The sequence below is a fragment of the Paenibacillus sp. OAE614 genome (assembly GCF_040546645.1).
Classification (GTDB): domain Bacteria; phylum Bacillota; class Bacilli; order Paenibacillales; family Paenibacillaceae; genus Paenibacillus_AQ; species Paenibacillus_AQ favisporus.
The window spans coordinates 1,167,359-1,181,213 of sequence record NZ_JBEPOD010000001.1; the positions used below are offsets into that span (position 1 = coordinate 1,167,359).

14 protein-coding genes are annotated in these 13,855 nt (G+C 54.0%); 6 read left to right on the forward strand and 8 right to left on the reverse strand.

The genetic code is table 11. The annotated features are described in order from the left end of the window. Positions 1-191 precede the first annotated feature (191 nt). Genes ABIE48_RS05855 through ABIE48_RS05865 form a run of 3 tightly spaced genes read left to right on the forward strand, consistent with a single transcriptional unit; the run spans position 192 to position 2,621 of the window. A complete protein-coding gene (locus ABIE48_RS05855) occupies positions 192-581 on the forward strand; it encodes a BlaI/MecI/CopY family transcriptional regulator (protein ID WP_145024920.1) in 390 nt (129 codons plus the stop codon). Positions 582-583: 2 nt separating this feature from the next. Further along, positions 584-2,176, forward strand: a complete 1,593-nt coding sequence (locus ABIE48_RS05860; protein ID WP_354518492.1) for a M56 family metallopeptidase — start codon at positions 584-586, stop codon at positions 2,174-2,176. Beyond that, positions 2,115-2,621: a DUF4309 domain-containing protein gene (locus ABIE48_RS05865; RefSeq protein WP_354518494.1), complete on the forward strand. Its 507-nt coding sequence runs from the start codon at positions 2,115-2,117 to the stop codon at positions 2,619-2,621. Before ABIE48_RS05860 ends, ABIE48_RS05865 begins: the two co-directional genes overlap by 62 nt. A gap of 180 nt (positions 2,622-2,801) precedes the next feature. Here the strand turns inward: ABIE48_RS05865 and ABIE48_RS05870 are convergent, their stop codons facing one another. The 5 genes from ABIE48_RS05870 to ABIE48_RS05890 all read right to left on the reverse strand — a co-directional run bounded on the left by ABIE48_RS05870 (position 2,802) and on the right by ABIE48_RS05890 (position 6,716). Further along, positions 2,802-3,839, reverse strand: coding sequence for a M42 family metallopeptidase (locus ABIE48_RS05870; RefSeq protein ID WP_192715079.1), 1,038 nt, complete (start codon positions 3,837-3,839; stop codon positions 2,802-2,804). Between the two features lie 37 nt (positions 3,840-3,876). Further along, the gene (locus ABIE48_RS05875) at positions 3,877-4,206 is read right to left on the reverse strand and encodes a LapA family protein (RefSeq protein ID WP_076170249.1); all 330 of its coding nucleotides are present in this window, start codon (positions 4,204-4,206) and stop codon (positions 3,877-3,879) included. An 84-nt stretch (positions 4,207-4,290) separates the two neighbouring features. Continuing rightward, positions 4,291-6,081 (reverse strand): oligoendopeptidase F, encoded by a 1,791-nt coding sequence (gene pepF, locus ABIE48_RS05880; RefSeq protein ID WP_192715078.1) that lies wholly within the window; start codon positions 6,079-6,081, stop codon positions 4,291-4,293. A 200-nt stretch (positions 6,082-6,281) separates the two neighbouring features. Then, positions 6,282-6,476, reverse strand: a complete 195-nt coding sequence (locus tag ABIE48_RS05885; protein WP_145024914.1) for a hypothetical protein — start codon at positions 6,474-6,476, stop codon at positions 6,282-6,284. A 6-nt stretch (positions 6,477-6,482) separates the two neighbouring features. Further along, a complete protein-coding gene (locus tag ABIE48_RS05890) occupies positions 6,483-6,716 on the reverse strand; it encodes a hypothetical protein (RefSeq protein WP_076170246.1) in 234 nt (77 codons plus the stop codon). A gap of 277 nt (positions 6,717-6,993) precedes the next feature. Here ABIE48_RS05890 and ABIE48_RS05895 point away from each other — a divergent pair, with 277 nt between their 5' ends. After that, a complete protein-coding gene (locus ABIE48_RS05895) occupies positions 6,994-7,191 on the forward strand; it encodes a cold shock domain-containing protein (RefSeq protein WP_068694440.1) in 198 nt (65 codons plus the stop codon). Between the two features lie 168 nt (positions 7,192-7,359). Here the strand turns inward: ABIE48_RS05895 and ABIE48_RS05900 are convergent, their stop codons facing one another. After that, positions 7,360-8,553 carry an MFS transporter gene (locus ABIE48_RS05900; protein WP_192715077.1) on the reverse strand — a complete coding sequence of 398 codons (1,194 nt, stop codon included), beginning with the start codon at positions 8,551-8,553 and terminating at the stop codon, positions 7,360-7,362. A 327-nt stretch (positions 8,554-8,880) separates the two neighbouring features. Between ABIE48_RS05900 and ABIE48_RS05905 the strand changes: the two genes are divergently transcribed. After that, the gene (locus ABIE48_RS05905; protein ID WP_105441578.1) at positions 8,881-9,912 is read left to right on the forward strand and encodes a tetraprenyl-beta-curcumene synthase family protein; all 1,032 of its coding nucleotides are present in this window, start codon (positions 8,881-8,883) and stop codon (positions 9,910-9,912) included. A gap of 17 nt (positions 9,913-9,929) precedes the next feature. Further along, positions 9,930-10,898, forward strand: coding sequence for a 6-phosphofructokinase (pfkA, locus tag ABIE48_RS05910; RefSeq protein ID WP_076170243.1), 969 nt, complete (start codon positions 9,930-9,932; stop codon positions 10,896-10,898). 135 nt (positions 10,899-11,033) lie between these two features. Here pfkA and ABIE48_RS05915 read toward each other — a convergent pair whose 3' ends face one another. Together ABIE48_RS05915 and ABIE48_RS05920 are read right to left on the reverse strand one after the other, a co-directional pair. Next, positions 11,034-12,392: an MATE family efflux transporter gene (locus ABIE48_RS05915; protein WP_192715076.1), complete on the reverse strand. Its 1,359-nt coding sequence runs from the start codon at positions 12,390-12,392 to the stop codon at positions 11,034-11,036. Between the two features lie 140 nt (positions 12,393-12,532). After that, positions 12,533-13,705 carry a putative glycoside hydrolase gene (locus tag ABIE48_RS05920; protein ID WP_192715075.1) on the reverse strand — a complete coding sequence of 391 codons (1,173 nt, stop codon included), beginning with the start codon at positions 13,703-13,705 and terminating at the stop codon, positions 12,533-12,535. Between the last annotated feature and the right edge of the window lie 150 nt (positions 13,706-13,855).

Consider the following 13,855-nt stretch of genomic DNA (forward strand, 5'->3'; position numbering starts at 1 on the left):
AAGCGGCTCAAGGAGCTGAAGGTTAGTACATTAGGGCGTTCCCATAAAAGTTTATGGGAACGCCCTTTTTCTGCGTATTTTCAGCAAGCGGCATTTTCCGGACAAAGAACGGATTGACATCCTGGACTACATGTGTAATATTGGATGCATATGATGATTACAAATGTGATCACTAGAAAGGAGAGTAAACCGTGAAACCACTTCCCGTCATTTCCGAGGCCGAATGGGAGGTCATGAAAGTGCTGTGGGCCGGCTCCCCGCTGACGGCTGGTGAGGTCATTGACGTTCTGGCCGGCCGCATGGACTGGAGCCCGAAGACGGTCAGAACGCTGCTGAACCGTCTCGTCGCGAAGGAAGCCGCTTCATTCGATCCGGACAGCCGCCCATACCGATACTTCCCGCTAGTCTCGGAGGAAGAATGCCAGCGGGCGGAGACGAAGAGCTTTTTACAGCGCATTTACAGCGGATCCTTCAAGCCGCTGCTCGTGAATTTTCTCAAAGAGGAGAAACTGTCGCAGGAGGAAATCGCCGAGCTGCGCAAACTGCTGGATGAGACGAGCAGACCGGAAGGGAGGGGATAAGCATGCCGGGAAACCTGAACCTCCTGCTGAACGATTTGTTTGACTGGATGATCCATACGACGCTGCTGGCCGGTATGATGGTGGTCCTCATTTTGCTGATGAAGCGGGTGTTCGGCAGATGGCTGAAGCCCGAGTGGCATTACGCCTTGTGGCTGCTGTTAATTCTCCGATTGATCATCCCGGCCGGGCCTGAAAGTTCATTCAGCATGGGGAACCTTTTTTCCATGGCAGGTCAGGGAAACGCCTTGTTTGTGCAGCAGGCGCCAGAATCCCCTTCTTCCGGCCAAACGCAGCCACCGGTGAAGGTGGGGGACAAGGCCGATTTATTCCCTGGCGAACTCTCGGAAGGCCATGAATCCTCCGGAACTTTAGTTCCGACGCAAAAGGAAAGTCGGTTATCCGTCCGATCGATCCTGATGACGGTCTGGCTGACCGGAGCGGCGCTCCTGCTGATCCGGCTTGCCATCGCGAATACCCGTTACGCACGGCTGCTCGGCAGACATTCCCAAGCGGCAGACCCGGGAATGGTTCAAATGCTTGAAGAGGCTAAAGCCAGCATGGGTGTGAGGCGAAGCATCGGGCTGAAGATATCGCCCGCCGTTTCCTCGCCCACGCTGTTTGGGGTGCTGCGTCCGCGGATGATCATGCCGCTGGGCATTGCGGAGCTTGACGAGGCGCAGCAAAAGCATATTTTTTTGCACGAATTGGCGCATGCGAAAAGATGGGATATTTTGCTGAATTGGGTTGCGCAGATCCTCCTCGCCTTTCATTGGTATAATCCGCTGCTGTGGTACGGGTTCTACCGGATGCGGGAGGATCAGGAGCTGTCCGCCGATGCGCTGGCATTGAGACGGATGGATCCGAACCAAATCGCCCAGTACGGGCATACGATTCTGACGCTTTTGGAACAATACCGGACGGATGCCTATGTTCCGGGAACCGCAAGACTATCTGCTTCACGCAGGCAGCTGAGAAGGAGGATACTCATGATTAAAACGTTTAAACCGGCTTCTATCCGCTGGACGGTGATCGGTCTGGTGCTTGTGCTCGCCTTGGGCGGATGTGCATTGACCGACGGAAAATCCACACAGGATCAGGCGTCTCCGCCAGCCGGAAGCACCAATACGGATTCGGGCACGACCCCATCGGATGACGGTAACGGATCGAATGGGCAGACCCAAAACGGGGATGGACAGAACGAGCCCGGCGGCCAGACGGATTCCGGATCTGACAATGCCGGCAATGGCGCAGGCACAGGCACAGGCTCCACTACCGGTAACAGCACCGGTTCTGCGGGAAGCGGCTCGGGCACATCCGGGACCGGCAGTGCAACAAGCGGACACCAGCAGCAGATCAAGGATATCGCCACTTTAGCCAAGAAGGGCAGGGTAAAGGGCGCTGACTTTGTATCCGGCAAAACAACGATTGAGGACGTGCATGCCGCTTGGGGTGAGCCGGACCGGCCATGGCAGCCGACCGACCGTTACGCCTATGATTCCTACTCGCCGGGAGCGGGACGGGGCAGCTACGCTTTTGGAATCGGGCAGGGCGAAGGTGGTGTACGACATCCGTTATTTCGGATCGGGTACGGATAAGAGCACCGATCTAAGCAAAATCAGCTTCCAGGAAATCGAGGATACCTTAGGCAAACCAAGCTCCGTCAAGACAAGCGGATCGGATGATGTGCTTACCTATAAAGAGGGCGATTACGACCTGAAATTCGTCGGGCCGCATGCCACAAAGCGCCTGGATCACATTTCGGTCTATTCGCCGAAAGCGGCCCGCTCCACCATGGGCGGCGATGCGACTGCGCAATCCGGCGCAAGCGAAAACGCCGCTTCGGTACGGGCCGGGGCGCAGGCCCCTCGTGAGACGGCACCAATCTCCACGCAAGCGCAGGCCAATGCTCAAGTTGCTGCTGTCCCGGTTGAGAAAGTAGAAAACGCTTCGGCGCCCACCGAGCAGGCAGCACCCGGCAATAGCCCGGTCGCAGAATCCGGCCCCCTGCAGGCAGCCGTACCTTCCGGCGGAGGACGCTGATACAGGCGTGAGCCAGGCGTGCGGATCGAGATTTCGCATAGTGTACGAAATCAATGTATATACGCTGCTGATATCGTGATTCAGCACCATACAGAAACAAACCGGCTGTCCGAGATGGACAGCCGGTTTGGCTTTGATGGGCGTGAGCCCGGCATATGGCTTATGAAAATGGCTGTGGCGTTACCCGCGGATATAAGCCGCAAGCAGCTTGACCGTATTCAGCACCGCCTGCTTATGGGTGCGCTCCATCGCGTGGGAAGCGTGAACGCCCGGCCCGATCAGCGCGGCACGAATGTTATTCCCGCCGGACAGGGCGGCGGAAGCGTCCGAGCCGTAGTGCGGATACACGTCCACGGCGTAAGGAATGCCTTCGGCTTTGGCCAGCTCGATGAGCCGGCTTGTCATCTCATAGTCGTACGGACCGGAAGAATCCTTCGCGCAGATCGAGACGTCGGTCTCCTTGCAGCTGAGGTCATCGCCGATGCAGCCCATATCCACAGCGATCATCTCATCAATATCCGAAGGAATATAGGCGGTGCCGTGTCCGACTTCCTCGTAATTGGAGATCAGCAGCTTGACATTGGTGGACGGTTTCCAATTTTCCCGTTTCATCGACTCCAGCAGGCCGAACAGCGCCGCGACGCTGGCTTTGTCATCGATATGACGGGACTTGATATAACCGCTGTCCGTAATCGTCGCTCTCGCATCGAAGGAGACGAAGTCGCCGACCCCGATGCCCAGCTTCAGCACGTCTTCCTTGGATTCCACCAGCTCGTCGATGCGGACCTCCATATGGTCCTCCTGGCGTTTAAAATCGCGTGCGTCGCTGTAGACATGCACCGACGGATGGGTGCTGAGGATCGTGCCGGTATAGGTTTTGCCGCTACGCGTATGGATGACGCAGTATTCGTTCTCGATGCTGTGCATCATGAAGCCGCCGACGGACGTCAGCCGCAGCGTGCCTGAAGGCTTGACCGCTCTGACCATCGCCCCGAGGGTATCCACGTGGGCGCTCAGTGCGACCGTGCGGGAAGTATTCTCGCCCTGCACCTCCAGAATCGCCCCGCCTTTATGATTCCGGGTCACCGGAATGCCCAGGCTAGCAGCTTCCTCCTCGATGAATTTCATAATGTGTCCCGTAAATCCTGTGGGGCTCGGTGTGTCGAGCAGCTTTTTCAAAAAGGTTAAAACGTATTGTTCATTGGGTTGTATCGACATGTTCACGGTTCTCCTCCGTTAGAATTGCATTCCTCATTTACGACGGCTTCAAGCCGCCGGCATCTTCCTCAGAGCCCGCCTTGTTCGCGGCAGGATCCGGGAAGGTATACCCCGTTTCGGCCTGGACCTGAGCCAGTTGGGCCGACAGATGTTTGACTGTTTTCTGAAGTTTGTACTGCCTGAAAATTCCGTAGGATCCGACGATGATCCCGCCGATCAGCGTACATCCGAGAATGAGCAGAATCAGCGGAATGTTCACCTCGGCAAACATAAAGTTGACCTTCACGGGATCGACGTTGATCACGGCAAAAATCGCGGTGAGCAGCGCAAACAGAAGCCCGAATATGAGTGACCACTGCATTTTCACTTTTGAAAACACCCTCTCCGGCAGACAGTAGAAAAATCCCCCGCCCCCGCGGGCAAGGGATTTCCATAAGCCTGGCCGTTCAACTTATTTTGTCAGCTGTTCCATTTGCTCGATGACGCTCTCGAAGACGCTCATCGCTTCGCGGACCGGCTGCGGCGAAGACATGTCGACCCCGGCCTTCTTCAGAATATTGATCGAGAAGTCGCTGCCCCCGCTCTTCAGGAAGCCGAGGTAACGGTCGACGGCCGGCTGGCCTTCTTCCAGAATCTGCTTCGAGAAGCTGGTCGCCGCCGAGAAGCCGGTGGCGTATTTGTACACATAGAAGCTGGTGTAGAAATGGGGAATGCGAGCCCATTCCATCTCGATATCCTTGTCGACGACCATATCCTTGCCGTGGTATTTCACGTTCAGGTCGTAGTAGATCTCCGACAGCGCCTGCGGCGTCAACGCTTCGCCCTGCTCCGCGCGTTCGTGAACGAGTTTCTCGAACTCGGCGAACATCGTTTGACGGAATACCGTTGTCCGGAACTGGTCTGCATAATAAGTCAGCAGGTACATTTTTTCCTTCGGATTGGTCGATTTCTTGAGCAGATAATCCATCAGCAGCGCTTCGTTAGTGGTGGAGGCCACTTCCGCCAGGAAGATCGTATACTGCGCGTCGCGATATTTCAGCGCGTTGTCCGAATAATAGGAATGCAGCGCATGACCCATCTCGTGCGCCAAGGTAAACATGCTGTTCAGGTTTTCCTTGTGGTTCAGCAGCACATAAGGGTGCGTGCCGTAGGCGCCCCAGCTGTAAGCGCCAGTGCGCTTGTTCTCATTTTCATAAACGTCGATCCATCCGTTGTCAAAGCCTTCCTGCAGGGAAGCCAGATAGTCCTTGCCGAGCGGCTTCAAGCCTTCGGATACGGTCTTTTTCGCCTCTTCATACGTAATGTCCATTTTGTACTCGTCGACGAGCGGAGCAAACAGATCGTACATATGCAGCTCATCCACGCCCAGCAGCTTCTTGCGCAGGTTCATGTAACGGTGCAGCAGAGGCAGGCTTTCATGGATGGTGTCGATCAGGTTGGTATACACGTCCTTCGGAATGTTGTCGCCATACAGGGACATCTCCAGCACGGAAGGGTATTTGCGCACGTTGGCGTAGAACATGTTCTTGTTGACGTTGGCGCTCAGCGTGGACGCGATCGTGTTCTTTTGTTTGGCGTACGTTTCGTAGACCGCTTTGAACGCCCGCTCGCGGACTTCGCGGTTCGGGCTCTCCAGGAACTGGATGTAGCTGCCGTGAGTCAGCTCGACTTCCTTGCCGTTCTCGTCCTTGATTTTCGGAAATTTCAGATCGGCGTTGTTCAGCATGCCGTAGATCGTCTGCGGTGCCTGGGACAGGTTGCCGACCTGGGCCAGCAGCGCTTCTTCCGCTTTGGACAGAACATGCGCTTTCTCGCGCTTCATTTCGGTCAGCGTAAATTTGTATTCGGCAAGCTGTGGATCGGCAATAAATTCGTCCAGCTTGCTGTCCGGCAGCGACAAAATTTCCGGCGTGATGAAGGAGAGGGCTTCGCCCACCTGTACGCTCATTTTTTTGGCTTTGGCCGAAAGGGCCTGGTATGTAGGGTTGGCTGTATCTTCGTCGTGATGCAGGTGAGCGTACACGTATAAACGTTCCGTCTTCAGCGAGATTTCATCCTCCAGGGCGAAGCAGTCCTTCACCGCTGCCGCATTATCCAGTTTGCCTTGGAAATCGGCGGCCTTTTTCACTTCCTGCTGAAGCTCGGCATACGTTTCGTCCCAAGCTTGCTGGCTGGCGAAAAGGTCCTCAATCTTCCATTTGTGCTCGGCGGGTACTTCTGAACGTTTCGGTAATTGTTCCATCGGAATCCTCCTTGACTGTTGGGTTAATATGAATCGGGCTCCGTGTGAAGAAGCCGCAGGAGGAACAAATAGGACCGAGAGCATGCTGATGGCGACGGCAAGCTTCAGGGTCTTCGAGTATTTCACGAAAGGGGGCCTCCTCTGACGGTCTGTCTTGAAGAAATATACCCCTTAGTATGACCTTACCCGAAAAAGATTATTTATCCTCCATTAGGGCTGGAACCCATGGTAAGCAAATTGTATACAATAAGGAAAAAGGCAACCAGGATCATGATGAGAGCGAAGATGGCCATACCGCGCTTCAGCTTCGGCGGAATCGTATCCTTCTTCATGATCAAGACTGCGCCTAAACAGAAGGCCAAAATAACAAAGACCAGGACGCTGCCGTATTCCATCCTGAATTATACCTCTTTAAACGCATTCATGATTTGACGCCATTCATCCTCGTTGCCCTGGTAATCTTCCTTCGGAAAGCGGTTGTTCACCCACTGCATCATGGCCGGACGGCTCATAAAGGTGTGGGTCTCTTCGCCCCACTGATCGGAAATTTCCCGCAGGACGATGTAGCGGCCCTGGACCTCGACAGTCATCATGTTCCATTTGTCTTTTTTGTATATTTCATGTTTTTTGATCATGTCGCATTCTCCGTTTGGTCTTTTGGTAAAATGATACCGCAGAGGCTTGTGTAAAAGCAAATAAGAAAAACGTCATCCATGCATATTTATTGAAGACAGACCGCATTTAGCGGAAGTTTTTCTTGCGATAAGGGATGGTTCAGCCTGGATGAGATTTACAAATGCCTTTCCTTGAAAAAGAAGCTTCGGACGAAAAAGAGCGATTGCATTGTCAAAGTTCATGAAGTATAATGTACTTATTCGCCACAGATGGCGGTATTTTTAGGAGGTTGTTCATTTGAAAGGTACAGTTAAATGGTTTAACGCAGAAAAAGGCTATGGCTTTATCCAAGTTGAAGGCGGCGAGGACGTATTCGTACATTTCTCCGCAATCCAAGGAGACGGCTTCAAAACTTTGGACGAAGGTCAAGAAGTTGAATTCGAAATCACTGAAGGCAACCGTGGCCCTCAAGCTGCTAACGTAATCAAATTATAAGATTGACTCCGGTAACGGATTTCTTATAAGTTTTGGTTAAAAAAATTGCTTATTGTGCACAGTTCTCATGCGGGGACTGTGCTTTTTTGTCTTTATATATTTTTGTGAAAAAAGAGTGGCCCGTTTTCTTCCGTTCTCCGCGGTAAGAAAACGGGCTTTTTGTGGAGGTTACATCTTGCGGCTGTCCATTGAAGCACCCGGAACCTTGGTATTTCCCAGCAGGTGCCTCACCAAAAAGCCGGCGCAGGCGACCAAAGCCAGCCCTGCGGCGATGAAATAGAAGGTGGTGCGCCCGGTCTGCTCATACAGCACGCCGCCGAACGTTCCGCTGACGAGCCCGGCTGCGCTCGACCATACGATCGTAAACAGCGCAAGTCCCGTCGCCCGGAATTCATCCGGAATGATCCGGGTGATATAGCGGACCGCCGTCACATAGTAGATGCCGAAGGTTACGCTGTGTAAAGTCTGGACCGCGATGACCGTTCCGGGGTGATCGGCGATCGACATCAAGAAGAAGCGCAGTGCGAACATCAGCGCGGCCAGGGCGAGGAGCGGCAGCTCCTTGAAACGCTCTCCGAAGCGGCTGAGCAGGAAGAAGACCGGAATTTCGCTTAGGGCTGCCGCGAGCAGGGACCAGCCGATCAGCCCCTCGCTAGCACCCATGCTTTTGAGCGTCAGGGTCAGGAACGCTTCATTCATCCGGTAGGGGAGGGCGAGACAGAATACACCTGCGAAAAACCACAGCACTTCTTTTTTCCGAAGCACGTTCCACAAGCCTTTCCATTCCATCTTCTGACCGTTCGTTTTGACGCCGTCTCTGAGCCTTGTGGCGAGCAGGAGGCAGGCTCCAGCAATGATTATGGCCAGAAGCAGCGTTCGGGAAATACCGACGTTGCCAAGGACATAGCCGATGGACAGGGCGAAGAAGGCATAGCCAATCGAACCGAAGACCCGGATGACGATAAAGTTTTTCCCGTGCCTCTGGGCGGTTTGGATCGACATCGTATCCGACAGCGGAAATACCGGATAGTAGAAAAAGTAGAAGACCGTAATCAAAGCGAATACCGCATAAAAGGAAGAAGTGGCCGACAGGAGTAGCCCCATACCCAGCTGTCCGGCAAACAGCAGGAGCATCATCTTTTTGGTCGTCCGGTAGCGGTCGCTGGCCATGCTCCAAAACATGTTGGAGAAGATGGAGATGAAGGGCCCGACGGCGTACAGATAGCCGACCTGCGAGCTGCTGAAGCCCAAGTGGCTGAAGTAAAGCTGGAAGTAGGAGGCGACCAGGACGCTGGTCCCATAGATGGTAAAGGTGAATGCCCTTTGCCAATTGACGTCTGGCGTCGATTGTTCTAGTTTCATGATCAAATACCCCGATGTTTTTGTGATTTTTGTGCAAAAAGTCACCCTGCAGCACGATGCCGCCCGCTATACTATAGATGAGCATATGATGCTGCGGTGGAATCTTTCAGCTTACCTTTTCGAGGAGATCTGGGCACACTCCTTTAATTGGACACATATTGTTGTAAAAAAAGGGAGGATTCATGTACGGTTTATTTGTGCAAATTCCAGGACCATATTATAATAAAAGACATTAGGATCGATACAAGTAGACAACAATGTGGAGGCACCGTCTTGAATGAAAATAGGCAAACTCGATATCAAGTTCCCCGGAATCCTGTCAGTTTAATGAGCCGGGTGTACAAGCATATATTGCCGGAAGTGCGAAAAGAACTGGACGGATGGCGGAGGAAGGCAGGGAACATCCCTGATCCCGAGCTGAGAAAGCAAGCCTTGGCGAGTATAGAGACGAAGCAGTTTCACTGTGAGGGCGGAGGCGTCTACGCCGCCGTTCCGCTGCCGGAGCGGCTTATACTTACCAAGCTCATCGTGGCCTATCAGACGATCAGCGACTATCTGGATAACCTGTGTGACCGCAGCACATCCATGGAAGCCGAAGATTTCCGCCTGCTTCACCAATCGATGCTGGATGCGATCGACCCGGCGGCTGAACCTGTCAATTACTATGCACTTCGTCAGGAGCAAAATGACGGAGGTTATTTGCATGGGTTGGTGACAACCTGCCAAAGCTGCATACGCCAGCTGCCCGGCTACGCTGCCGCGATGCCCTTTATCCGGGATTTAGCGGGCCTGTATACCGACCTGCAGGTTTACAAGCACATCAAACCGGAGTTAAGAGAACCGGCGCTGCTTGCGTGGTGGGAGCTTCATCGTGAACGGACTCCCCAGCTTCAATGGAACGAGTTCGCCGCGGCAACTGGTTCGACCTTGGGCGTGTTCATGCTCTTTCTGGCCGCAAGCGACCGCCATTTGAGCAGCACTGCCGCCGCCTCCATTCATGCGTCATATTTTCCACATGTTTGCTGTCTGCATATTATGCTGGATTACCTGATTGATCAGGAAGAGGATCGGCTTGGCGGAGACCTCAATTTTTGCAATTACTATGAGAGCCCCGAAGTCATGCTGGACCGGATTGCCTTTATTGTGGAATCGGCCCGGAAGGATGTTGCAGCCATCCCGGTGCCCCCGTTCCATCGGATGATCATTGAGGGGCTGCTGGCAATCTATTTATCCGATCCCAAAGTCAGCGAGCAGCAGGAAGTTCGCTCCGTATCCAAACGTTTGATGAAGGGAAGCCCGCTTACCCGCTTATTCTTCTTCTTCAACAGCCGGTGGATCCGCAAGCATTTGTACGAGTGATAAGAGGAGGAAATAACATGGCAGTCAAAAAAATCGCAATATTAACCAGTGGCGGAGATTCGCAAGGGATGAACGCAGCCGTACGCGCCGTCGTACGCAGCGGCTTGTATCACGGACTTGAGGTTTACGGCATTCAGCGCGGGTATCACGGCCTGCTGAACGACGACATCTTCTCGATGGATCTGCGCAGCGTGGGCGATATTATCCAGCGCGGCGGCACCATTCTCCAATCGGCACGCTGTAAGGAATTTATGACGCCGGAAGGCCAGCAGAAGGGTGCGGAAATCCTCCGCAAGCACGGAATCGACGGCCTTGTCGTCATCGGCGGCGATGGCTCATACCAGGGTGCCAATAAGCTCAGCAAGCTCGGCATCAATACGATGGCGCTGCCCGGAACGATCGATAACGATATCGCGTTTACGGATTACACCATTGGATTCGATACCGCCGTCAGCATCGTCGTTGATGCGGTGAACAAGCTGCGCGACACCATGTCCTCGCACGAGCGGTCCTCGATTGTGGAAGTTATGGGAAGACACTGCGGCGATATCGCTTTGCATGCGGGCCTCGCTTCGGGTGCGGAGACGATCCTCGTGCCGGAAATGCCGCATGACATGGATGAAATTACGGAGCGGATGAAGCAGAACTTTGCGCATGGCAAACGGCACAGTATCGTGCTCGTGGCTGAAGGTGTGGGAAGCGGGGAAGAGGTTGCCAAAGCCCTGACCGACCGCTGCCCTACTCTGGAACCGCGGGTAACGGTGCTTGGACATATCCAGCGGGGCGGAACGCCGACTCCGGCGGACCGGAATCTGGCGAGCCGTCTGGGCGATTTTGCGGTGCGTATGCTGATCGCGGGAGAATCCGACAAGGCCTGCGGCATCATTAAGGGCGAGCTCGTGCTGACGGACATCGATAAGGTCGTCAACACGAAGAAGGAATTTAACCGGGAGCTGTATGAGCTCGCTTCACGGCTTTCGCAATAAACATAAAGGTAACACAGACAAGGCGCTGCGGGTTTTAACCCTGCAGCGCCTTTTTGTAGTGAGCCGAAAGTGGGGAGCGGTATGCTGGTTCCGCTTGCAGCCAAGTCTAAGCAACTGCTCGGGGAACCCGGGCGGTTACGCTCGGCTTAGGGCAGCGAACCGCCGCTGGACCTTAACGAGCCGTCCGAGCAGAAGCGCCGCGCCGACCGCGAGTCCCGTAATTAGGCCGACCCAATAGCCATAGGCCTGAAGCGGGGTGAACTCGGCCAGAAGGTAGCCCACGGGCAATCCGATGACCCAATACGAAATAAACGTAATGATGAATGCCGGATTGACGTCTTTATATCCGCGCAGTACGCCCTGAACGGGGGTGGCTACGGCATCGGAGATTTGGAAGAAAATCGCATAGATCAGAAAATGCTGAATCAGTTCAATCACATGGCTCTCCTCTGAATAAAATCCGGCGACATAACGTCCGGCTACGAGCAGGACGACGGCGGTAATCAGCGAAAGGCCCACCGCGGTGGAAATCCCGAGCCTGCTGTATTGTCTGGCGTCCCGCAGCCGGCCCGCCCCGTTTTCATATCCGACCAGAATGGTGAGCGCCATGCTGATGCTGAGGGGAATCATATAGAGCGTGGACGCAAAATTCATCGCCGCCTGATGGGCCGCGATCGTCACCGTATCGAAGCGGCTCATCAGCAGGGTGACGGCGGAGAATACTCCGGTTTCAAAAAAGATGGAGAAGCCGATCGGCACCCCGATCTTCAGCAGCTCCTTCCACACGGAAAACGATACACCGTACAGCTTCCGGAAAATGCCGTAATCGGTGAACGGATGAAGCCGGTGGATGAACAGGATCGCGATCAGGAACACGCACCAGTAAGTGATGGCGGATGAGATTCCCGCGCCTGCGCCTCCCAAGCGGGGGAACCCCCAGTTGCCGAAGATCAGCAGGTAATTGCAGCCGACGTTAATCGGCAGCGAGATTAGCGTGATCAGCATGGAAATCCGGGTCTGGCCCAGGGCGTCGATATAGCTTCGCAGCACGGTATAACCGAACATCGGGACGATGCCGATGGACAGGTAGCTCAAAAAGCGGAAAGCGATGTCCCGGACATTCCCTTCCAGGTTCATCCCGTCCAAAATAACGGGAAGCAGCAGCGAGCCGATTCCAAGGATCACAAGGGCCAGCAATATGGCGAGATACAGGCCCTGCACGACGTGATACGCTACTTTATTACGGCTGCCGCCGCCGACCAGATGCGATACGATCGGGGTCATGCCCATCAGGATACCGCTCAGACCGGTCTGAAGCGGGATCCACAGGCTTGTGCCGATCGCTACACCGGCGAGATCGGTCGAGCTGGCCCGGCCAGACATGTTGGTATCGAAAAACGTAATCGCGGACAGCGCGATTTGCGTGACCAGAATCGGCAGCAGGATGACGAGAAACTGCATCGTTTTTTGCTTGAGCGACATTGTTGTTTTCATAATAAAATGAGCCTCACAGATATCTTGAATTCTGACATAAAGGTGACAAGACTATTATTGTAAACTATGGCACACCGGTTTGAACAGGGCTCTGTTCAAATAAATAAAACCCGGCGAAAACACGCCGGGATAAAAAAGTGCTATTTGTAGGCCACGCCTTGGGAATACCGGTTCGAAGCGTTCCACAGCAAGTATTCGTCCACGCCAGCGTCTTTTAAGGCACGGATCTGATCCTCTACCTGCTGCTTGCCGTACTTCTCGTAATGGCCGCTGCCGAGCCAGCTTGCGGTAAAATCCTGAATCCACGGGCGGATGATCGGCTTGCGGTCTTTGAGCGGATCCAGCTTTTTGTGCGTATCGGCCATAGAGCCCTTGATCGTCTTGTAAGGCTCCTTGTCCGGATCCTGGGCGCCGAACCAGCCCGTCGTGTAATGGCTCGGATACACCATCGGACTGATGACGTCCACGTTTTCGGAGATTTTACCGAAATCCTGACCGATCCCTTCGGCCGCCGGAACGGACGCCGCATAACCGAAGATGTCCACCGACACGCGAATGCCGAGAGGGGCCAGCTGCTTGCGGGCATACTGGACGAACTCTGCGACCGTATCCACGCGGGATTTATCGTTCTTGACGTATTTCAGCGTATTGGCCCGCTTCTCGAATCCTTCCGGGAACCGTACATAATCGAACTGAATTTCTTTAAAGCCAAGCTTGGCCGCTTCCTTGGCAATCGCAATGTTGTAATCCCATACTTCCTTGCTGTACGGGTTGACGAAGCTGTCGCCTTTGCCGTTCTCCCAGAGGGTTCCGTCCGGATTTTTGAACGACAGATCCGGCCGCTTCTTGGCAAGGACCGTATCTTTGAATACGACCACCCTGGCGATAGGGTACACCTTATGCTTGTTCAGGCGCTGCATCAGCTGGTTGATGTCGGGAATGAACGGCTGCGGTTTGCCCATCTGCTTCAACGTGGCATTGTCCGTCTTATAGGTTATGTATCCTGCATCGTCTTTGATGTCGACCACCATGGCGTTCAAATCGGTTTTGTCGATGAGATCCAGCAGCTGATTCATGCGTGAACCGCCGGCGCTGTATGCGGTAACGTAAATCCCTTTGACTTTGGGGGCGGTGACCTGCGGATCTACATTGACGGGCGGGTGGTCTGCGCTGACCGGAACGTCTTGTTGGGATGCGATCATTGCGGAATGAACGGTTGCCTGAAACAATTGGCTTAACGGATGATTGCTGTCCTGCTGCGGATGACCGGCACTGCTGCCGAGCAACAGCAGCAGCGCCCAAATAATATTCATAATACTCTCTCCCCTTGAATGGCTTTACATGTCAATTATATCGGAACGACCTCCTGTTTGGTGCAACAGCTTTGTAATCATTTGGCGAAGGCTGCGCGGCTGGAATCTGGGCACCTTTCCTTTTCTTAAACGAATCAGCTTGGAATCAAA

Coding starts and splice junctions, on each gene's coding strand:
- ABIE48_RS05905 (WP_105441578.1), top strand. CDS start 8,881: ATGAGCCGGGTGTACAAGCATATATTGCCGGAAGTGCGAAAAGAACTG.
- pfkA (WP_076170243.1), top strand. CDS start 9,930: ATGGCAGTCAAAAAAATCGCAATATTAACCAGTGGCGGAGATTCGCAA.
- ABIE48_RS05920 (WP_192715075.1), bottom strand. CDS start 13,705: ATGAATATTATTTGGGCGCTGCTGCTGTTGCTCGGCAGCAGTGCCGGT.
- ABIE48_RS05900 (WP_192715077.1), bottom strand. CDS start 8,553: ATGAAACTAGAACAATCGACGCCAGACGTCAATTGGCAAAGGGCATTC.
- ABIE48_RS05860 (WP_354518492.1), top strand. CDS start 584: ATGCCGGGAAACCTGAACCTCCTGCTGAACGATTTGTTTGACTGGATG.
- ABIE48_RS05915 (WP_192715076.1), bottom strand. CDS start 12,392: ATGAAAACAACAATGTCGCTCAAGCAAAAAACGATGCAGTTTCTCGTC.
- ABIE48_RS05870 (WP_192715079.1), bottom strand. CDS start 3,839: ATGTCGATACAACCCAATGAACAATACGTTTTAACCTTTTTGAAAAAG.
- ABIE48_RS05890 (WP_076170246.1), bottom strand. CDS start 6,716: ATGATCAAAAAACATGAAATATACAAAAAAGACAAATGGAACATGATG.
- ABIE48_RS05885 (WP_145024914.1), bottom strand. CDS start 6,476: ATGGAATACGGCAGCGTCCTGGTCTTTGTTATTTTGGCCTTCTGTTTA.
- pepF (WP_192715078.1), bottom strand. CDS start 6,081: ATGGAACAATTACCGAAACGTTCAGAAGTACCCGCCGAGCACAAATGG.